Raw genomic sequence first — 19,772 nt, 5'->3', positions numbered from 1 at the left:
CGGCATCAGGCGCCCTTCACGTTGACGAGCTGCCGCAGCGTGTGCCTGACCCGCACCAGATCGGCGGCATCCGCCATGACCCGGTCGATCGGCTTGTACGCCTGCGGGATCTCATCGATGAAGGCGTCGGTGTCGCGGAACTCGATGCCCGTCATCGCGGCCCGCAGCTGCTCGTGGGTGAAGATGCTCCGCGCCTTCGTCCGGGAGTACTCCCGTCCGGCGCCGTGCGGCGAGGAGTTCAGCGACAGCCGGTTGCCGAGCCCCTCGACCACGTAGGACGCGGTGCCCATCGAGCCGGGGATGAGTCCAGGCCGACCGGGATCGGCCTGGATCGCCCCCTTCCGCGAGACCCACACCCTCTTGCCGAAGTGCTCCTCCGATTCGGTGAAGTTGTGATGGCAGTTGATCCGCTCCTGCTCGTCCACCGGGATGCCGAGGAAGTCCGAGACCTGTCTCGCGACCCGATCCATCATCTCCTCCCGGTTGAGCAGGGCGAAGTGCTGCGCCCACCGCAGCTCCCGGATGTACCGGGCGAACTCCGGCGTGCCCTCGACGAGGTAGGCGAGATCCGGGTCCGGGAGCTCGATCCACCACTGCTTCGCCAGCCTCTGGGCGACGCCGATGTGATGCATCGCGATCCGGTTGCCGATCCCCCGGGATCCGGAGTGCAGGAACAGCCACACCCGGTCGAGCTCGTCGACGGACACCTCGATGAAGTGGTTCCCCGAGCCCAGGGAGCCGAGCTGCAGCCGCCAGTTGCCGGCGTACGCCGCGGGGTCGAAGCCCGCCTTCTCGGCAAGATTCTCCAACTCGGCGATCCGCGGCTCCGCCGTGGCCACGATCTTGCGGTTCTGGTGCCCTGCGGACAGCGGAACGGCGCGTTCGATCGCCTGCCGCAGCGGGGCGAGGTCGCGGGACGCGAGCTCATCCACCATGTACTGGGTGCGGACGGCGATCATGCCGCAGCCGATGTCGACGCCGACGGCCGCGGGGATGATCGCACCGAGCGTCGGGATCACCGAGCCGACCGTCGCCCCCTTGCCCAGGTGGGCATCTGGCATGAGCGCCAGGTGCGGATGGATGAATGGCATGCGGGCCGTGGTGTGCGCCTGATCGAGCGTCTTCTCGTCGATCAGGGACGCCCACGACAGCAGCCGTGCGGAGAGCCTCTCCATGGGTCCTTTCCTTCGTGTGTGTTCTCAGCCACAGGTCACGGGAAGGTCATGAAAAAGCCCCGGACCTGACGGTGCGGGGCATGCGGACAGCGGATGCTGTCACACGGCGCGCGCCGGAGGGTACGACTCGTCGCGGTCGCTGCGCTTCGTCTGGAAGGCAGGGACCGTGGCGATGGTGAAGGCCCGCAGCGCGGTCATTCGTTCGTCTCCTCGGCTGTTGCTGCGCCGATCGGCACAACTTTGCCACCGTAGGGGACACAGGGCGGGTGCGTCAAGGGCGGGATCGTCGAGCAGGCTCAGCCCTGGGACGAGTCCCGCGGCGGGTTGTGCACGATCTCGATCCTGATGCCATTGTCGTCCTCGACGAACGAGGCGTAGTAGCGATCGCTGAAGCGCGGGTACTCCTTCGGCGGGCGCACGGCCGTCCAGCCCGCATCGAGCGCGATGTCGTGCACGCGGTCGACCTCGGCGCGCGAATCGACGGCGAAGGCCAGATGCTGCCAGCCGACCCGGCCGTGCTCGTGCGGTCCGTCCGCATTGTCGCGCGCGGGGTAGAGCAGGATCTCGGGCAGGCCGTCCTGCCGCCAGTACGCGAGATCGGGAGCATCGTGCCTGCGGACGTAGCCGAGTGCGCTCAGCACGGGATCGAACTGCGCAGAGGCGCCGGGCACGTGGTCGACGCTGATGCCGAGGTGATCGAGAGTGGCCATGTCCCCAGCATCGCGGATGCCGGGGACAAAGCGCGAGCTGCGGTCGTGGTGCGGTCGCGAGGTGCTGTCGCGAGTTCTCGCCGAGTGCGCCGGATGTTGCCGAGCGCACGGGATGTTGCCGAGCGCACGGGCTGTGCGCGCACGGATCCGGTGCGCTCGTCGCGATGCCGTGCGCTCGGCGAGCGCGAGGCCAGGCGTCGGGCCGGGTCAGCCCTCGATGGAGTCGCGCGGAGGGTTGTGCACGAACTCGATCCGGATGCCGTTGTCGTCCTCGACGAACGAGGCGTAGTAGCGATCGGAGAAGCGTGTGAAGACCTTCGGATCCCGCACCGTCGTCCAGCCGGCGTCGACCGCGATGGCGTGCAGGCGCTCCACCTCGGCGCGCGAGTCCACGGCGAAGGCGAGATGCTGCCACCCGATCCGCCCGTACCGATGCGGTTCGCCGCCCGGCTCCGGCGCGCGGTAGAGGATCAGCTCGGTGTCATCCTCGCGCCACCACGCGATCCCGCCCTCCATCTCGCCGTCCTCGGGCGTGCAGCCCAGGGCCGTGAGCACCGGGTTCCACTGGGCGAAGGCACGGTCGAGGTCTTCGACCGTGAGGCCGAGGTGATCGAAAAGGGGCATGGAGCCAGTCTGCCCGACGGCGGGGCGCGATCAGTCCCGGCTGATCAGTGACGGTCGCTCAGTCCCGGTCGAGGCCGAAGGTGCGCTTGACGAGCGCCTGCACATCCCGGTCGAGGCCGTCCATCCGTGCGTTCATGACGTCGAACCGGCCGTTCACCTCGGATCGGAGCCCGCCGATCTCCGCGCGCAGGACGCGGATGAAGAGCGTGGAGACGATGGTCATCATCCCGAGCATGAGCGCGGTGAACGCCCCGATCATCGTCCAGATCTGCGCGTCGTTCATGAATCCCACGTCCTCATCGTCGCATCGTTCGTCCGAGCATGCCAGAGGCGCCGGGCGCGGTGGCCGCCGATCACGTGATCTGTGAAGAACGGATCCCGACGCGTGGATGTGCGGATCGATCCGCCGAGAAATCCCCGCCCGACGACCCGACGGCAGTGCGACAGGCTGGGGGCATGACTGCCGTGACCCTCATCCGCTCCGCGCAGCTCTCCGACGTCGCACAGTACGCCTACGCGGCCACGGCGCCGAAGGATGCGCGGCTGATCTTCCTCGCCGGCGCCTGCCCGCTGAACCCCGACGGATCCACGGTCGCGGTCGGCGACTACGCGGGCCAGGCCGCAGCCTGCATCGAGAACCTCGAGACGGCGCTCGCCGCGGCCGGAGCGGCGTTGACCGACGTGATCAGCACCAGGGTGCTCGTCGCATCCGACCGTCAGCCGGACCTGGGCGCCGCGTGGGCCGTGGTGCGCGACGCGTTCGGAGACCACGACGTGCCGAGCACGCTGATGGGCGTCACGGTGCTCGGTTACGACCACCAGCTGGTCGAGATCGAGGCCGTCGCCGCCGTCGTGGACGAGGGCTGAGCCGGAGCAGGACTCACCCCCGGGGCGTGCCGCCCATGGTCAGTGCGGCGCGTGGTACTCGGCCTCGCCGCGCTTCCAGTAGCCCTTCACGACGGCCTGCGCCGTGTCGACGCCCCAGCGCTCGAGCACCGCGCGGCCCGGCTTCACGATCGACGACTCGGCCGCGACGAAGACGAAAGGCGCCTCGCCCGGTCGATCCGCTTCCCCGAGCGCACCCAGGAACTCGGCGAGAGCGGATCCGGCCGGAGCATCGCCGCGATGGATCCACTCGACCGGCACGGGGGCATCGAGAGCCAGCTCGTGCTCCGGCCCGCGCACCTCGATCGCGATGCGGGCGGGGACGCCGGCCGGGATGCGGGCGGCGAAGCGGCGGATCGCCGGGATCGCGGTCTCGTCGCCGGCGAGGAGCCAGCCGTCCGGCTCACCCTCCAGCACGAGGGAGCCGCGCGGGCCCCCGACGCCGACGACGGATCCGAGCGGTGCGGTCGCGGCCCAGCGGGCGGCGACGCCCTCGTCCCCGTGCACGGCGAATTCCACGTCGAGCCAGTCCTCGCCCCACGCGAGGGGGGTGTACTCGCGGCTCGGCGCGGCGCGCAGCTCCTCGACCGAGTCGGTCGGCCCGTCGACGAAGAAGAGTCGCATGTGGTCGTCCGCACCCAGGGAATCGAAACCGGCGAGGTCGGATCCGGCGAGGCGCACCCGCACGAAATCGGGCGCGATCCACTCGCGCGCGGCGAGGGTCAGCGTGCGGAAGCGCAGCTCGAGCGGGCGTCGCGCCAGGGTGAAGCCGGATTTCGCGTTGTTCATAAGGTAAGGCTAACCTGTGTGAGACGCCAGATTGAAGTTAGGTAAACCTAACCTTTCTGACCGGAGTCATTCACACAGCACATCCCGCAGAACAGGAGCATCTCCATGTCCGTGCCTCGGATCCTCACCGCCACCGCGCTCGGCCTCGCCGCCGTCGTCGCCCTCGCCGGCTGCGCCTCCGGCCCCGCCGCAGCCCCCACGGAGAGCGCGAAGGCCAGCACCGTGACCGTCGAGGACAACAACGGCGAGCACACGATCTCCACGCCTCCGGCCTCGGTCGTCGCGACCGACAACCGCACCTTCCAGACGCTCGCCGACTGGGGCATCCCGGTCAAGGCCGCCGCCGTCTCGCTCATGCCGGAGACCGTCTCCTACGTCAAGGACAAGAGCATCGTCGACCTCGGCACCCACATGGAGCCCGACCTCGAGGCGGTCGTCGCCGTGGCGCCCGACGTCATCGTCAACGGGCAGCGCTTCACCCAGCACCACGACAAGCTCGCCGCCCTCGTCCCCGATGCGACGATCCTCGAGCTCGACCCGCGCGACGGGCAGCCCTTCGACGCCGAGCTGAAGCGCCAGGTCACCGTGCTCGGCAAGGTCTTCGGCAAGGAGAAGGAGGCGAAGAAGCTCGTCGACGACTTCGACAAGGCGGTGGACCGCGCCAAGAAGGCCTACGACGGATCCGGTGTGATGGCCGTCACCACGTCCGGCGGCAAGATCGGCTACCTCGCGCCGAAGGTCGGCCGCACGCTCGGCCCGGTGTTCGACATCCTCGGCCTCACGCCGGCGCTGTCCGTCGAGGGCGCCGACGACAACCACAAGGGCGACGACATCTCGGTCGAGGCGATCGCCGCGTCGAACCCGTCCTGGATCCTCGTGATGGACCGCGACGCGGTGTTCGCGAAGGACGACCCCTCCTACGTGCAGGCCGCGGACATCCTGGAGAAGAACCAGGCGCTGGCCTCCGTCTCCGCGATCCAGCAGAAGCACGTCGTCTACATGCCCACCGACACCTACCTCAACGAGGGCATCCAGACGTACACGACGTTCCTGAACTCCTTCGCCGACGCCCTCGAGAAGAGCGCGAAGAAGAGCTGACGGACGCCCCGGCGCCTCAGGTCATGACCACCCCGCTCACCCGCCCCGCCCCGGGCAGTGCCTCCGCCGCCGCCCGGGGCAGGGCGCGCCTCTTCGATCCCGCGCTGCTCGTCGGCATCCTCATCGTCGCCGGCCTCCTCGTGCTGTCGCTGTTCGTCGGCGTCTACGACGTGACCGGATCCGCCGATGGCGCGGAGATGTTCGCGATCACGCGCATCCCGCGCACGACCGCGCTCGTGCTCGCGGGCGCCTCGATGGCGATGGCCGGTCTCGTCATGCAGATGCTGACGCAGAACCGTTTCGTCGAGCCGACCACCACCGGCACGACCGAGTGGGCGGGGCTGGGACTGCTGGCCGTCTCGGTGCTCGTGCCGCACCCGAGCATCCCGCTGCGGATGCTCGGGGCGGTGCTCTGCGCCTTCGCCGGCACGCTGGTGTTCTTCGCGTTCCTGCGGCGGGTGTCGCTGCGCTCCTCGCTCATCGTGCCGATCGTGGGGATCATGCTGGGGGCGGTGGTCGGATCCGTCTCGACCTACCTCGCCCTCGCGACCAACACGCTGCAGACGCTCGGCGTGTGGTTCGCCGGGAGCTTCACCTCGGTGCTGCGCGGGCAGTACGAGCTGCTCTGGATCGTCGCGATCGTCGGGGTGATCGTCTTCATCGTGGCGGACCGGTTCACGATCGCGGGGCTCGGCGAGGAGATCGCCACGAACGCCGGCCTGAACCACGGCAGGGTCGTCCTGCTCGGAACCGTGCTCATCGCCGCGACCACGGGCGTCGTCACCGTGGTCGTCGGGAACCTGCCGTTCGTGGGCCTCATCGTGCCGAACGTGGTGTCGATGATCCGCGGCGACGACCTGCGCAGCAACCTGCCGTGGGTGTGCCTGCTCGGCGTCGGCCTCGTGACGGCGTGCGACCTCATCGGGCGCACGATCATCATGCCGTTCGAGGTGCCGGTGTCGCTCGTTCTCGGCCTCGTCGGAGCCGCGGTGTTCATCGTGCTGATCCTGAGGCAGCGTTCCCGTGGCTGAGGTGCTGAGCCCGAGCGCGGCGCCCTCGACGCCGGCGGCGCCTGCGGCGGAGCGCACGTCCGGCGCGTTCCCGACGGCGCGGGCGCGGCGGCGGTACGTCCTGGTGGTCGTCGTGCTGACCGTGCTCGCCGCTGCAGCGCTGATCGGGCTGCTGGTGCACGGCAATCCCGTGCCTTTCGGCACCGACGGCTTCTGGCGGGTCGTGCAGCTGCGCGTGACGAGCGTGCTGGTGATCCTCGTGGTCGCGATCGCCCAGGCCGCCGCGACCGTCGCCTTCCAGACCGCGGCGAACAATCGCATCGTGACCCCGTCGATCATGGGGTTCGAGTCGCTGTACACGGCGATCCAGACCACGGCGGTGTTCCTGCTCGGGGCCGCCGGCGTCACCGCGCTGCAGGGCGTGCCGCAGTTCGCGCTGCAGATCGTGCTGATGACCGGATTCGCCGTCCTGCTCTACGGCTGGCTGCTGTCCGGACGACGCGGCAGCATGCACGTGATGCTGCTGATCGGGATCGTGATCGGCGGCGGTCTCGGCGCGGTGTCCACCTTCATGCAGCGGCTGCTCACCCCGAGCGAGTTCGATGTGCTCGCCGCGCGCCTGTTCGGCAGCGTCGCGAACGCCGACGCCTCCTACCTGCCGCTGGCGATCCCGCTGTGCCTGGTGGCATCGGCGCTCCTGCTCCTGCGCGCGCGCCGGCTGAACGTGCTGGCGCTCGGACCCGACGCGGCGAACGCGCTCGGCGTCGACCACCGGCGGGAGCAGCTGCGGGTGCTGCTGCTCGTGGCCGTGCTCATGGCGACCTCGACCGCGCTGGTCGGGCCGATGACGTTCCTCGGCTTCCTCGTCGCGACCCTCGCCTATCAGCTGGCCGACACGCACGACCATCGGCTCGTGCTGCCCGTCGCCGTGCTCACGGCGATCGCGGTGCTCGGCGGGGCGTACTTCGTGATGAAGCACCTCTTCTCGGCGCAGGGCGCCGTCTCCATCATCATCGAGCTGGTCGGCGGATCCGTCTTCCTGCTCGTCCTGCTCAGGAAGGGACGCCTATGAGCGCCATCGACAGATCCGCGAGACTCCAACTCCGCGACGAGACTGCGGTTGAGGAGCGCAGTCTCGTCGCCCAGATGAAGTCTCGCGGTCAAGGGGAGGGGGCGACCGGGGGCGGGAATGCGGGCGGGGCGGGGATCTCGATCTCGGGGGTGCGGAAGCGGTACGGGGAGCGGACGGGGAAGAGCGCCGAGGTGGCGATCGGGCCGGTCGACCTCGAGATCCCGGCCGGGGGCGTGACGGCCCTGATCGGCCCCAACGGCGCCGGGAAGTCGACGCTGCTCACCATGATCGGGCGGCTGCTCGACATGGATCAGGGATCCATCCGGATCTCCGGCTTCGACGTCGGGACCACGAAGTCGAAGGATCTCGCCACGGTCGTGTCGATCCTGCGCCAGGAGAACCACTTCGTGACGCGCCTGACCGTGCGCCAGCTCGTCGGATTCGGCCGCTTCCCGCACTCGCGCGGCCGGCTCACGCGCGCGGACGAGGAGGCCGTGAGCCGTGCGATCGACTTCCTCGAGCTGGGCGAGCTGGAGAAGCGCTACCTTGACGAGCTCTCCGGCGGACAGCGCCAGCGCGCCTACGTCGCGATGGTGCTCGCACAAGACACCGGCACCGTGCTGCTGGATGAGCCGCTCAACAACCTCGACATGAAGCACGCGGTGCGCATGATGCGACACCTGCAGCGGATCTCGGACGAACTCGGCAAGAGCGTCGTCGTGGTGCTGCACGACATCAACTTCGCTGCCCGGTACGCCGACCGGATCTGCGCGATGAAGGACGGCGAGGTCGTCGCGTGCGGCCCGGTGGCCGACATCATGCGGGGCGATGTGCTGACCGACGTGTTCGAGACGCCCGTCACCGTGATCGACGGCCCCGAAGGCCCGCTCGCCGTCTGGCACTGAGCAGATCATCGGCTCGCCCCGAGCGCCCGCCAGAGCGATGCCCACCGGGCGGCGTCGAGATCCCTGGCGCGAGCGTCGCGGGGGATGCCCGCGACGGCGAGCGCACGATCCACGCGTCCGCGATCGCCGGCGGGGCCGTTCCTCAGCGCCCGTCGCAGATCCCTTCCCGGATCCGTGAACGCATGGTGCACGAACGCCTCGTAACGGCGGCGCTCCGAGGCCGGCAGCAGGGGCTCCGGCCGGCGGCGGATGTCCAGGATGCCCCCGTCGACGGAGGGCGCAGGGCGGAAGGCGCTGCGCGGAACCCTGCCGCGCAGCGCGAACGTGAACCACGGCGAAGTCTGAGCCGTCATCATCGTGGTCCCGCCCACGGCAGCGCGCTTACGCGCGACCTCCCACTGGGTGAGCAGGACCGCGTGCCGCCAGGTCCCGGATGAGAGCAGCCGGCGCAGGAGCGGCGTGGTCAGGTGGAAGGGAAGGTTCCCGACGATCACCGGTCGATCGAACGGCGTCCGCAGGGCGTCGGCGGCGCGGACGTCGACACCGGGCAGACGGGAGCGCAGCGCGGCGGCCCGGTGCTCGTCGATCTCGACGGCCCGCACCGCGCGCCCGAGGCGCGAGAGCGGGACAGTCAGCGCGCCGTCGCCGGGACCGATCTCGAGGATCGGTCCCTCGGTCTCGGCGATCAGGTCGACGATCGCGCGAATCGTGGGGCGGTGGATGAGGAAGTTCTGGCCGAGCTCGTGTCGGCCGCCGTGGACGGATCGGGTGCGCATGGATGCTCCAGAGGATGTGGGGGAGCACCCGGAAGAGGGCATGCGAGCGCAAGGCGTCGCGGAGGGCCGCTGTCCTCCGGGTGCGATGGTCCGGAGTGACGGCGCGCGGGCGTGATCGTCGACGCGCCGTCAGGCGCGGCGGTCGCGGATCGCGTAATCGGCGCCGAAGAGGACGCCGGAGGAGGAGCACATGCTCAACAGCATAGACGGGAGGGCTCGATAGACGGGAGGAGTCGATAGACCGCGGGGCTCGATAGGCGGGAGGGCTCGACAGGCGGCGGGCTCGCTCGGAGGAATGAGGGCCTCGGTGCTCCGCCGCGCGACTCCGACCGGGTGAGGCGGGCTCACCGCCTCCGGTGGTCCTCCGGGGCCAGACGCGGTCCGCGCCGGGGCTCGAGAGCGCCGCTCATCCGGATCAGGCGCACCACGCGCTGCCGATGCCCCGCCCAGGGGGCGAGCAGCTCGAGCATCCCGGCGTCGTCGGTGCGGTGACCGGTGAGGGCGAAGCCGACCTCGTGCGGCAGGTGGTAATCGCCGACGCTCACCGCGTCGGGATCGCCGAGGGCGCGGATCCGGGTCTCCGCGGAGGTCCACAATCCGATCCCGGGAAGACTCGTGAGCGCCCGGTCGCGGGCCGGGCCGTCCGGGGCGGCGTGCACGGCGCGCTCGATGCCCGCGGCGCGCCCGGCCGCGTGCACGACCGCGCGGGACTGCGGCGGCTCCACGCCCGCCCGATGCCAGGCCCAGGACGGGATGCGTCGCCAGCCCGCGGCGTCCGGGGCGACGGCCATCGGGCGCGGGGTGGGGCCGGGGGCGGGATCGCCGAAGCGCGTGACGAGGGAGCGCCAGGCGCCATAGGCCTGCAGGCCGGTGACCTTCTGCTCGAGGACGACGCCGGCGAGGGCGTCGAAGACCGCCCCGGTGCGCGTCAGGCGGATGCCGGGGCGCCGCTGTGCGGTCGCGGCGAGCAGGGGATGGGAGGACGGGTCGAAACCGTCGGGGTCGTCGAGAGCGCCGCACAGCGCGGGGACGAGAGCGAGGGCGGCGTCGGCGCCGGGCCCCCAGGTGCTCGCGCGGACCTCACCCGATCCGGTGCGCAGCGCGAGCGTCGCGATCCCCGCCGCGGTGCGCAGGGTCAGCCAGAGCACGGGGCCGTTCTGCACGAACGTGGGGTCGCGCGGGCCGCGGCCGAGGACGCCGAGCGTGGCCGGCAGATCGAGCGGTCCGCGCGGGCGGTACGCGCTCTCGCGCACCGGCCAGGTGCGCGGGGCGGGATCCGCGGCGAGGGTCATGGGAACACCCTAGATCCGCGCGCCGACAGGCGGGGTCAGGATCGGGGGCCGCGCGCTCTGCGGATCCGTTCGCCGTCGTCGAGTGCACCGGAAGTCGTCGAGTACACCGGATCTTCGTGTGAACAGGCCGTGCGCTCGGCAGGATCCCGTGTGGTCGGCAGGATCCCGTGTGGTCGGCAGGATCCCGTGTCGTCGGCAGTAACCCGTGCGCGCCGGACCTCAGAAGCGGCCGGGCCTCAGAAGCGGTCGGGGGAGGGCGTGCCCACGCCGTAGCGGATCGCGACGTCGGCGTGGCGGTCGAAGCGGTAGCCGACACCACGGACGGTGCGGACGATGTCCTCGTAACGGCCGAGCTTGGCGCGCAGGCGGCGCACGTGCACGTCGATCGTGCGCTCGCCGGGGGCCTCCTCGTCGGAGGTCTGCCACAGCGCTCCGACGAGCTCGCTGCGCTCGATCGTGGAGCCCTCGCGCAGCACGAGGTACTGCAGCAGCTCGAACTCCTTGTACGTGAACGCGGCCGAGTCGCCGTCGATCAGCACGCGCTTGCGGGAGATGTCGACGACCACTCCGCCGCCGTCCTCGGGCTCGCGCTCCTCGGCCTCGGCCTTGGAACGGGCGATCGCGCCGGGCTCGTGCAGCGCGAGGCGCACGACGTCGAGGTCGCGGCCGCCGGTGCCCTGCGGGGCGAGGGCGACGGTGGCGTGGGTCTCCGCGTCGGGCGCGAGCTCGGCGAGCGTGCGACGCAGCGCGTCGACGAGCAGGGGCAGGCTCACGCCGTTGGTGGCGGCCTTCAGCTCGTCGAGGCCGACGTACAGCGCGAAGCCGCGCGGCGAGCGGGCCGGCGGCGCGTCGACGGCCGGAGCCGGAGCGTCGATCTGGGTGCGCGGCACCGCGTGCAGACGGGGCGCGGCGACGGGGGAGACGGTGACGGGACGCTCGAGGAGGGCGGTGTTCGACATGATGATGGGTCCTTGGAAGGAAGGAGTCGGTCGGCGACTCGGAGAGTGTTGCGAAGTGACCGGCGAGCCGGAGGACGAGCACGCGGATGGGTGCCCGGAGACTCAGCCCGCGAAGATCACGACGAGCGAGTCAGACAGAGTTCTGTGGCTTCAGCGACACATTCGGCAACACATGCCAACGCAACCGGGCATCATCATCCCGGTCGTCCCGTTCGCCTCCTGGGCGGACAAGGGGCGTGCGTTGGTGGTCATGGGGCCGATTATTACCGACGGTGACCTCCTGTGTCAAAACGGACCCGGTCGAACAATGCGGGCGTACCGTGAAACGGTGGGGATCATCTCAGACTCTGACCGGTTCGTGCTGACTCGCGAGGACGACGCGTCGCGCTACACGCTGACGCGCGACGGCGTGCTCCTGAGCGTGCTCGACTACCACGATGACGGGCGCACGATGGCGCTGACCAGGGCCTTCACGGTCCCGTCATTCCGCGGATCCGGCTATGCCGCGATCGTCGTGGCGGGTGCGGTCGACGACATCGCGGCGCGCGGGGACCGGCGCATCGACGCGGTCTGCTGGTATGTGGCGGACTGGTTCGACGCGCACCCGGAACGGGCCGATCTGCTCCGCGTGCGCTGAGTCCTATCGCTCCGGGCGTCGCGTATGACGCCGTGTTACGCGCGGAGGGCCTCGGCCGGGGATCCGCCCTCCGGCCGCATCTCCGGCACGCCTCGGGAGGAATGTCCGACCCCGTCCGTAGCGTGGTGGGCATGAAGATCCTGCACACCTCGGACTGGCACATCGGCCGGACCTTCCACGGGCACTCCACCCTGGAGGCGCTCGCTGAGGTGCTCGCCGCGCTGGTCGCGCAGGTGCGGGAGAACCACGTCGACGTGGTCGTCGTCGCGGGCGACGTCTTCGACTCCGCGACTCCTGCGGCTCCCGCCTACACGCTGCTCACCGACACTCTCGTCGCCCTGCACGCGACGGGCGCCAGGGTGATCGTGACCAGCGGCAACCACGACTCCGCGGCCCGGCTGGGCTTCCAGGCGCGACTGCTGCGCGACGGGATCCACGTCGTGACGGATCCGCGCACGATCGGCGAGCCGATCACGATCGACGACGCCGACGGACCCGTGCGGTTCTTCGGGATCCCCTACCTCGAACCCGCGATCGTGCGGCAGCACGCGGCCTTCCGGACGTCCACGGACGCCGACGCGGGGGACGACGCCGACGGACGCCCGCTGCGCACGCAGGCGCAGACCCTCGCGCACGCGATGGGACTCGTGCGTGCGGGGATGGCCGAGCACCCCGGCCGCTCGGTCGTGATCGCGCACTGCTTCGCGGCCGGCGTCGACGCGACGGCCGGCCTCGAGCGCGAGATCCGCCAGGGCGGCATCGACATGGTGCCGGTGTCCGTGTTCGACGGCGCCGACTACGTCGCGCTCGGTCACATCCACGGACGACAGGCGCTCACGGAGCGGGTGCGGTACGCCGGCGCGCCTCTGCACTACAGCTTCGGCGAGCAGCACAAGCCCCGGGGATCCTGGCTCGTCGACCTCGCCGCGGACGGCACGGTCGAAGCGCAGTGGCTGGAGCTCCCCGTGCCGCGCCGGCTCGTGACGCTGACCGGATCCTTCGATGAGATCCTCTCGGCCGAGAACGTGGCCGCACACGTCGACGACTGGGTGTGCGCCGTCTACACCGACGACCTCCCGCAGACCGAGCCCATGCGCCGCCTGCGCGAGAAGTACCCGTTCTGCGCACTCGTGCAGCACGAGCCCGCGCGGATCGAGACGGCGGAGGAGCGCTCCTACAGCGAGCGTCTTCGCATGGCGGCGACGGATGAGGAGCGCATCGACGCGTTCCTCGCCCATGTGCGCAACGGTGCGGGGGCGACCCCGCGCGAGCAGGAGCTGATCCGCGAGGTGCTCGACGAGCGCACCCTGGCGGAGGCGCTGGTCTAGTGCGTCTGCATCGACTCGAGATCGAGGGCTTCGGCCCGTTCCTGAGGCGGCAGAGGATCGACTTCGACGCATTCGCGGACGACGGCGTCTTCCTCATCGGCGGGCGCACCGGCGCGGGCAAGTCCAGCATCCTCGACGCCGTCTGCTTCGGGCTCTACGGCAACGTGCCGCGCTATGAGGGCGGGGAGAAGCGCCTGCGCAGCGACCATTGCGAGCCTGCGGATCCCACCGAGGTGGTGGTCGAGTTCAGCACCGTCTCCGGGCGATACCGGGTGACGCGATCGCCCGAGTACCAGCGTCCCGCGAAGCGCGGGGGCGGCCTGACGAAGCAGGCCTCGGCGGTGGCGCTGGAGGAGCTCGTCGGCGGCGAGTGGATCGGCCGAGCCGCGCGCGAGGTCGACGTCGCGCAGGCGCTGGACGAGATCCTGCAGCTCAACCTGCAGCAGTTCCTGCAGGTGATCCTGCTCGCTCAGGGGCGCTTCGCGCGGTTCCTGCTCGCCGACAGCAGGGAGCGGCAGTCGCTGCTGCGCCGGCTCTTCGGCACCGGCCGGTTCGAGGACTATCAGGCGCGCTTCGACGACCGCCGCCGGGCCTCGGAGCAGGCGCTGGGCGCGGACCGTGCGACCGTGGTCGCCCGCGTCGAGCAGGCGGAGAAGCTGGTCACCGAGAACGCCCTGCACGGCGCCGATCCGGGGAAGACGGATGCCGACTCGTCGGTGGCCGAGGAGTCTGCGGGGTCCCTCGACGAACGCCTGGACGCCGTGCGCCGGGCCGGGGCACGCGCCGACTACCGCCACGAGCAGCGTGCTCAGGAACGGGACCAGGCGGAGGCGGGGCACCGCGCCGCGAGCGCGGCTCTGGCGGCCGCGCGCGAGGAGCGCCAGGCTCAGGCCGAGCGGGATCGCGCCCGCGCCGCGCTCGCCCTCCTCGATGCCGCCGCCGACCGGATCGCCGCCGACCGCCGGGCGCTCGACGATGCCAGGGCCGCCGAAGCCCTCCGCCATGTGCTGAGCTCCGCCGAGCGCGCGGCGACCGCCTCGACGGCCGCCGCCGCGGCGGTCGCCGGCGCCGAGGCGGGGTGGCAGGAGGTCGCCGCAGACGAGGACCGGACCGGGGAGGCCACCTCGGCGGACCAGCTGCGAGCGCGGGCCTCCGACCTCACCCGGTCCAGCGGCGCCTGGCAGCAGGCGGCGACGGCCGAAGCGCAGCTCCCGGCCCACGAGAGCGCGGTCACCTCCGCACAGGCCGAGGCGGAGGCGGCGGCCGCGCAGCGCGCCGAGCGCGAACAGGAGCGCGCCGCCCTGCCCGCGGCGATCGAGGCACTGACGACGGAGCGCGACGACCTGCGCCGTCGGGCCGATCGTGCCGCCGATCTCGAGACCGCCGTGGCCGCGGCCGCCGCGCGGCTCGCGGGCGCGGAAGAGGTCGTCGCCCGGACCGAGGAGAGAGCCGCGGCGGAGCGCACCGTGGCCGACCGCGAGCAGGAGGCGGCGGCCGCGTTCGCGCACGCCGCGGACCTGCGCCGCCGCCGCGAGGCCGGGATGGCCGGTGAACTCGCCGAGGCGCTGGTCGCGGGCGAAGCCTGCAGCGTCTGCGGATCCACGGAGCATCCGGCGCCGGCCGCGCACGCGGATCCGGTCTCGGCGGAGGACGTCGCCGAGGCCACCGCGGCACGGGAGCGCTCCGCGGAGCAGGTGCGCCTCGCCACGAGCGTCCTGGCCGCGGTCGACGCCGCCCTCGCCGCCGCGACGGCGCGTGCCGACGGACGCACGATGGAGGCCGCGACGGCGGAGCTCGCCGCCACCGGCGCGGAGAAGGAATCCGCGATCGCGGCGCGGACGGCCGCGGCCGATGTCGAACGGCGTCTGGCCGAGCGGCGGGCGACGGCCGAGGGGCTCGAGGAGGAGATCTCGGCGCTGTCGGCGCGTCACGCCGAGGCGGGCGAGCGTCTGGCGCTCGCCCGGCAGACCCTCGCCTCCGCCCGGGAATCCGCCGCAGAGGCGCGCGGCGCGTTCGCCACGGTGGCCGCGCGCGTGGCCGACGCGGCCGCGCGGATCGCCGCGGCGCAGAGCCTCGCCAAGGCTCTCGATGAGCGTGATGCCCGCGCCGACGCCGCGTCCGCTGCGCTCGCCGAGCAGGAGGATGCCCTGGCCGCGTCCCCCTTCGACGACGCGGCTGCCGCGGGAGCCGCCCTGCGCAGCCCCGCCGACCAGGCCGTGCTCGAGGAACGGATCGCCGCGCACGCCGCCGAGCGCACGAAGGAACGCGCGATCCTGTTCGACCTGGAGCTGCGCACCCTGCCCGATGAGCCGATCGACCTCGCCCCGCACGAGGCCGCCGAAGCCGCTGCCCGTGCGGCGTGGACGAGAGCCGTGGACGAGGCCAGCCGGGCGGGAGTGACCGCGGCGCAGCTCGGATCCCTCCTCGAGTCCGCGATCGCGGAGCATGCGCGCGGCGCCGCCGCGGCCGAGGAGCACGAGACCCTGCAGCGCCTCGCCGACACGGTCGCCGGGCGCGGCGCGAACACCTACCGGATGAACCTCGAGACCTTCGTGCTCGCGGCGGAGCTCGAGGAGATCGTCGCCGCCGCGAACCTGCGTCTCGCGGACATGTCTTCGGGTCGCTACCAGCTGCAGCACAGCGACGCCCGGGCGGCGCGCGGAGCCGCCTCCGGCCTCGGCATCGTCGTGTTCGACGCGTTCACCGGGCAGACCAGGCCCGCCCAATCGCTCTCCGGCGGCGAGACGTTCCTCGGTTCGCTCGCGCTCGCGCTCGGGCTCGCCGAGGTCGTCACGGCCCGCGCCGGCGGCATCCAGCTGGACACGCTCTTCATCGACGAGGGATTCGGATCCCTCGACGGCGAGACGCTCGATGTCGCGATGCGCACGCTCGACGAGCTGCGCGCCGGAGGGCGGACGGTCGGCGTGATCAGCCACGTCGAGGCCATGCAGGAGCAGATCCCGGCCCAGATCACCGTGCGCGCGACACCGGAGGGCCCGAGCGTGATCGACGCCTGAACGCCCGGAACGGTCGTCAGAGCAGTTCGTACACCGCGGCGTTGGCCATGCCGCCGCCCTCGCACATCGTCTGCAGGCCGTAGCGGATCCCGTTCTGCCGCATGTGGTGCAGCAGGGTCGTGGCCAGGCGCGCGCCGGACCCGCCCAGGGGGTGGCCGAGGGCGATCGCCCCGCCGCGCGGGTTGACGAGATCCGGATCCGCGCCGGTCTCGGCGAGCCACGCCAGCACGACCGGGGCGAACGCCTCGTTGACCTCGAAGGCTCCGATGTCGGCGATGCCGAGCCCGGCGCGGCCGAGCACCTTCGCCGTGGCGGGGATCGGCCCGGTGAGCATGAGGATCGGATCCGACCCGACGACCGCGACGCTGTGCACGCGGGCGATCGGGGTGAGCCCGAGCTCGGTGGCGCGCGCGCTCGTCATCATGAGCACGGCGGCGGCGCCGTCCGAGATCTGCGACGCGCTGCCGGCCGTCACCACGCCGCCCTCGAGGAACGGCGTCGGCAGGGTCGCCAGGCGCTCGACCGTGGAGTCCGCGCGGATGCCCTGATCGGTCGTGACCACGCCCGCGGCCGTCTCCACGGGGACGATCTCGTCCGCGAACAGCCCGGCAGCGGTCGCCGCGGCGGCCTTCTGGTGCGAGCGCACCGAGAACTCGTCCAGCTGGGTGCGGGTGAGACCCCACTTCCGCGCGATGAGCTCGGCGCCCACGCCCTGGTTGCCCAGATCCGGGAAGCGCTCGTGCATGAGCGGGCCGTAGGGATCCCGTGCGATGCCGTCGACGGAACCGATGCTCGAGAACATCGGCACGCGGGACATGACCTCGACCCCGCCGGCGACCACGATGTCGGCGTAGCCGGCGATGATGGCGGCGGCGGCGCTCTGGATCGCCTGCTGCGACGAGCCGCACTGGCGGTCGATCGTCATCCCCGGCACGTGCTCGGGCAGACCCGCGGCGAGGGCGGCGTTGCGTCCCACGTTGAACGACTGCTCGCCGACCTGCGACACGCAACCCCACAGCACGTCGTCGACGAGAGCCGGATCCACGCCCGTGTCGGCCAGCACGGCCCGGATCGGGTGCGTGGAGAGGTCGACGGGGTGCACGCCGCTGAAGACGCCGCGCTCCGGCTTGCCGATGCCGACCGCGGTGCGGCGGGCGGCGACGATGACCGCATCCCGGCCGGAGGAAGGGCCGTCAAGGGGAGGAGTGCTGCTCATGCTGCCATTCTCCCTCCGTCAGGCCCGCCGGGCGCGAGAGCCGGTCACTCCACCGTCACCGACTTCGCGAGGTTGCGGGGCTTGTCCACGTCGTGCCCGAGGCGGACCGCCGCCTGGTAGGCGAGCAGCTGGGTCGGGATGGTCAGCAGGATCGGATCCAGCTCCGGCTCGTTCTTCGGCACGACGATCGTCCGGGCCTCCAGATGCGCGAGATCGACCCCGGCGTGCGTGATCGCGATCAGCGGGCCCTTGCGGGCCAGGATCTGCTCGGCTGCGGCGAGGTTGCGGTCGGTCAGCTCGTCCTCCGGGACGAGCGCGACCGTCGGCATGTGCGGGTCGATCAGGGCGAGCGGGCCGTGCTTGAGCTCGCTCGTCTGGTAGGCCTCGGCGTGGATGTAGCTGATCTCCTTGAGCTTCTGCGCGCCCTCGCGTGCGACCGGGAACCCGCGCACCCGCCCGATGTAGAACGCGCTCTGCGCCTTCGCGATGTCCTCGGCGACCGCCGCGATCGGGTCCGCATCCTCGAGGATCTCCCGGATCTGTCCGGGGATGCGCTGCAGTCCGCGCAGGATCCGCTGGCCGTCCGCGTGGGACAGGTCGTGCAGGCGCCCGAGGTGCAGCGCGAGCAGGGCGAAGGAGAGCGCCATGTTCGTGAGCGCCTTGGTCGAGGCGACCGAGATCTCCGGACCCGCGTGCAGGTAGATCCCGCCGTCGACCGTGCGGGCGATGGTCGAGCCGACGACGTTGACGACACCGATCACGCGGCCGCCCTTGCGCTTGATCTCCTCGACCGCGAAGGCCGTGTCGGCGGTCTCGCCGCTCTGGCTCACGGCGACGTAGAGCGTGTCCGACTCGATGATGGGCTGGCGGTACCGGAACTCGGACGCGGCCTCGGCGTCGGCCGGGATCCGGGCCAGATCCTCGATGAGCTGCGCGCCCAGCTGGCCGACGTAGTAGGCGGATCCGCAGCCCAGGATCTTGATGCGGCGGAAGCTGCGCAGCTCCCGCGGGTCCAGTCCGAGCCCGTCCAGGCGGGCCGTGGCGAACCGCTCGTCGAGCCGGCCGCGCAGGACCATCGCCGCAGCCTCGGGCTGCTCGTGGATCTCCTTGAGCATGTAGTGCTGGTAGCCGCTGAGCTCGAGGTCCTCGGCTGCGACGCTGATCTCGACCGGCTCCGAGCTGGTGGGGCTGTTGCCGCGGTCGAAGGTGCGGAAGCCGGTCGCGGTCACGGTCGCCAGCTCGCCGTCGTTCAGATGCACGACCCGATCGGTGTGCCGCACGAGGGCCGCCACGTCGCTGGCCACCAGCATCTCCTTGTCGCCGATGCCGATGATCAGCGGGGATCCGCTGCGGGCCAGGACGATCCGCTCGGGGTGCTGCTCGTCCAGCACGGCGAGGGCGTAGGTGCCGGTGATCCGGGCGAGGGCCGTGAGCACGGCCTCCTCGAGGGTCTCCGCATCGGACTGGGCGATGAGGTGCGCGATGACCTCGGTGTCGGTGTCGCTCTGCAGCTCGACGCCGGACTGCGCGAGCTGGGCGCGCAGGGCCGCCGCATTGTCGATGATGCCGTTGTGCACGACGCTGATCCGGCCGTCCTGGCTGCGCTGGGGGTGCGCGTTCTGCTCGAGGGCGGGACCGTGCGTCGCCCAGCGGGTGTGCCCGATCCCGACCGTGCCCGTGAGTCGTTTCGGGAGCGCCGCCTCGAGCTCGCGCACCCGGCCGACCCTCCGGATCGAGGTCGTGCCCTTGCTCCCGAGCACGGCGATGCCGGCCGAGTCGTAGCCGCGGTATTCGAGGCGGGTGAGGCCTTCGACGAGGACGGGGGCGGCGGCCTGGTGGCCGATGTATCCGACGATTCCGCACATGGTGGGGCTCCTCAGGAGTAGGGGAAGGGGCAGGAGTCAGGGGAGGGGCGGGCTCAGCCGTAGACGATGCGGCGCAGCTGCCGTTCGGAGAGCTCCGGGGCGGCGACGCGACGGCCGTGCAGCTCCGCGGCGATGAGCGCGAAGGCCTGCGCGTTGCGCGTGCCGTAGAGCTGGAGCTCGGCATGGCGGCGCCGCACGAAGGCTTCGACGGGCTCGTCGTACCAGGCGAGGACGTCGTCGACGACCCGCGCGGCGACGCTCGCCGGCAGACCGGTCGATGCCACGATCCGCTGGATCAGGTCATCGTCGGTCATGAGACGAGTATGCGGATCCGATCCGGTGAACGACAAGAATCTGCCCGAATTCGGGCAGATCTTGTCGCAAAGAGTCGTGGGCGCAGAAGAGCAGCCGGGG

The 19,772-nt window shown here is 71.6% G+C and carries 19 protein-coding genes; 8 read left to right on the top strand and 11 right to left on the bottom strand.

Going from position 1 to position 19,772, the window contains the following annotated elements; genetic code table 11:
- Positions 1-5: 5 nt before the first annotated feature.
- The 4 genes from ACIPY5_RS10410 to ACIPY5_RS10395 form a co-directional block, all read right to left on the bottom strand.
- Positions 6-1,175 (bottom strand): RtcB family protein, encoded by a 1,170-nt coding sequence (locus tag ACIPY5_RS10410; RefSeq protein ID WP_400970170.1) that lies wholly within the window; start codon positions 1,173-1,175, stop codon positions 6-8.
- Positions 1,176-1,471: 296 nt separating this feature from the next.
- The gene (locus ACIPY5_RS10405) at positions 1,472-1,885 is read right to left on the bottom strand and encodes a VOC family protein (RefSeq protein ID WP_400970167.1); all 414 of its coding nucleotides are present in this window, start codon (positions 1,883-1,885) and stop codon (positions 1,472-1,474) included.
- A 207-nt stretch (positions 1,886-2,092) separates the two neighbouring features.
- Positions 2,093-2,509: a VOC family protein gene (locus tag ACIPY5_RS10400; protein ID WP_400970164.1), complete on the bottom strand. Its 417-nt coding sequence runs from the start codon at positions 2,507-2,509 to the stop codon at positions 2,093-2,095.
- 58 nt (positions 2,510-2,567) lie between these two features.
- Entirely contained in the window at positions 2,568-2,792 is a 225-nt protein-coding gene (locus ACIPY5_RS10395; protein ID WP_235281782.1) for a hypothetical protein, read from the bottom strand.
- A gap of 173 nt (positions 2,793-2,965) precedes the next feature.
- On the opposite strand from ACIPY5_RS10395, the gene ACIPY5_RS10390 reads away from it, so the two are divergent.
- On the top strand, positions 2,966-3,376 hold the full coding sequence (locus ACIPY5_RS10390) for a RidA family protein (protein WP_400970161.1): 411 nt from the start codon (positions 2,966-2,968) through the stop codon (positions 3,374-3,376).
- Positions 3,377-3,415: 39 nt separating this feature from the next.
- On the opposite strand, the gene ACIPY5_RS10385 is transcribed toward ACIPY5_RS10390, so the two are convergent.
- Positions 3,416-4,183, bottom strand: a complete 768-nt coding sequence (locus ACIPY5_RS10385; protein ID WP_400970159.1) for a siderophore-interacting protein — start codon at positions 4,181-4,183, stop codon at positions 3,416-3,418.
- 105 nt (positions 4,184-4,288) lie between these two features.
- On the opposite strand from ACIPY5_RS10385, the gene ACIPY5_RS10380 reads away from it, so the two are divergent.
- From ACIPY5_RS10380 to ACIPY5_RS10365, 4 genes are all read left to right on the top strand, one after another.
- Entirely contained in the window at positions 4,289-5,281 is a 993-nt protein-coding gene (locus ACIPY5_RS10380) for a siderophore ABC transporter substrate-binding protein (RefSeq protein ID WP_400970156.1), read from the top strand.
- 23 nt (positions 5,282-5,304) lie between these two features.
- Positions 5,305-6,312 (top strand): ABC transporter permease, encoded by a 1,008-nt coding sequence (locus ACIPY5_RS10375; protein ID WP_400970153.1) that lies wholly within the window; start codon positions 5,305-5,307, stop codon positions 6,310-6,312.
- Positions 6,305-7,363, top strand: a complete 1,059-nt coding sequence (locus ACIPY5_RS10370) for an iron chelate uptake ABC transporter family permease subunit (RefSeq protein WP_400970151.1) — start codon at positions 6,305-6,307, stop codon at positions 7,361-7,363. The genes ACIPY5_RS10375 and ACIPY5_RS10370 overlap by 8 nt, the downstream gene beginning before the upstream one ends.
- Before the next feature lie 74 nt (positions 7,364-7,437).
- Positions 7,438-8,268: an ABC transporter ATP-binding protein gene (locus ACIPY5_RS10365; RefSeq protein WP_400970148.1), complete on the top strand. Its 831-nt coding sequence runs from the start codon at positions 7,438-7,440 to the stop codon at positions 8,266-8,268.
- A 5-nt stretch (positions 8,269-8,273) separates the two neighbouring features.
- On the opposite strand, the gene erm is transcribed toward ACIPY5_RS10365, so the two are convergent.
- The 3 genes from erm to ACIPY5_RS10350 form a co-directional block, all read right to left on the bottom strand.
- On the bottom strand, positions 8,274-9,044 hold the full coding sequence (gene erm, locus ACIPY5_RS10360) for a 23S ribosomal RNA methyltransferase Erm (RefSeq protein WP_400970146.1): 771 nt from the start codon (positions 9,042-9,044) through the stop codon (positions 8,274-8,276).
- Positions 9,045-9,388: 344 nt separating this feature from the next.
- A complete protein-coding gene (locus ACIPY5_RS10355) occupies positions 9,389-10,336 on the bottom strand; it encodes a DNA-3-methyladenine glycosylase family protein (protein ID WP_400970144.1) in 948 nt (315 codons plus the stop codon).
- A gap of 236 nt (positions 10,337-10,572) precedes the next feature.
- Positions 10,573-11,295, bottom strand: coding sequence for a winged helix-turn-helix domain-containing protein (locus ACIPY5_RS10350; protein ID WP_292714876.1), 723 nt, complete (start codon positions 11,293-11,295; stop codon positions 10,573-10,575).
- A 328-nt stretch (positions 11,296-11,623) separates the two neighbouring features.
- On the opposite strand from ACIPY5_RS10350, the gene ACIPY5_RS10345 reads away from it, so the two are divergent.
- From ACIPY5_RS10345 to ACIPY5_RS10335, 3 genes are all read left to right on the top strand, one after another.
- Positions 11,624-11,932 carry a GNAT family N-acetyltransferase gene (locus tag ACIPY5_RS10345; RefSeq protein WP_400970140.1) on the top strand — a complete coding sequence of 103 codons (309 nt, stop codon included), beginning with the start codon at positions 11,624-11,626 and terminating at the stop codon, positions 11,930-11,932.
- A gap of 131 nt (positions 11,933-12,063) precedes the next feature.
- Positions 12,064-13,260 (top strand): exonuclease SbcCD subunit D, encoded by a 1,197-nt coding sequence (locus tag ACIPY5_RS10340; RefSeq protein WP_400970137.1) that lies wholly within the window; start codon positions 12,064-12,066, stop codon positions 13,258-13,260.
- Positions 13,260-16,277 (top strand): AAA family ATPase, encoded by a 3,018-nt coding sequence (locus ACIPY5_RS10335; RefSeq protein WP_400970134.1) that lies wholly within the window; start codon positions 13,260-13,262, stop codon positions 16,275-16,277. The genes ACIPY5_RS10340 and ACIPY5_RS10335 overlap by 1 nt, the downstream gene beginning before the upstream one ends.
- Before the next feature lie 16 nt (positions 16,278-16,293).
- On the opposite strand, the gene ACIPY5_RS10330 is transcribed toward ACIPY5_RS10335, so the two are convergent.
- The 3 genes from ACIPY5_RS10330 to ACIPY5_RS10320 are packed head-to-tail and all read right to left on the bottom strand — an operon-like array spanning position 16,294 to position 19,672.
- Positions 16,294-17,493: a thiolase family protein gene (locus ACIPY5_RS10330; RefSeq protein ID WP_400970132.1), complete on the bottom strand. Its 1,200-nt coding sequence runs from the start codon at positions 17,491-17,493 to the stop codon at positions 16,294-16,296.
- Between the two features lie 44 nt (positions 17,494-17,537).
- Positions 17,538-19,358 carry a glutamine--fructose-6-phosphate transaminase (isomerizing) gene (gene glmS / locus ACIPY5_RS10325; RefSeq protein ID WP_400970129.1) on the bottom strand — a complete coding sequence of 607 codons (1,821 nt, stop codon included), beginning with the start codon at positions 19,356-19,358 and terminating at the stop codon, positions 17,538-17,540.
- Positions 19,359-19,411: 53 nt separating this feature from the next.
- Positions 19,412-19,672: a hypothetical protein gene (locus ACIPY5_RS10320; RefSeq protein WP_400970126.1), complete on the bottom strand. Its 261-nt coding sequence runs from the start codon at positions 19,670-19,672 to the stop codon at positions 19,412-19,414.
- Positions 19,673-19,772 lie beyond the last annotated feature (100 nt).

Origin of the sequence: Microbacterium sp. NPDC089698 (assembly GCF_044749045.1) — a bacterium.
In the GTDB taxonomy this organism is placed as follows: domain Bacteria; phylum Actinomycetota; class Actinomycetes; order Actinomycetales; family Microbacteriaceae; genus Microbacterium.
Note: the sequence above shows the minus strand (reverse complement) of the source record. Positions and strands in the feature narration are given on the sequence as shown.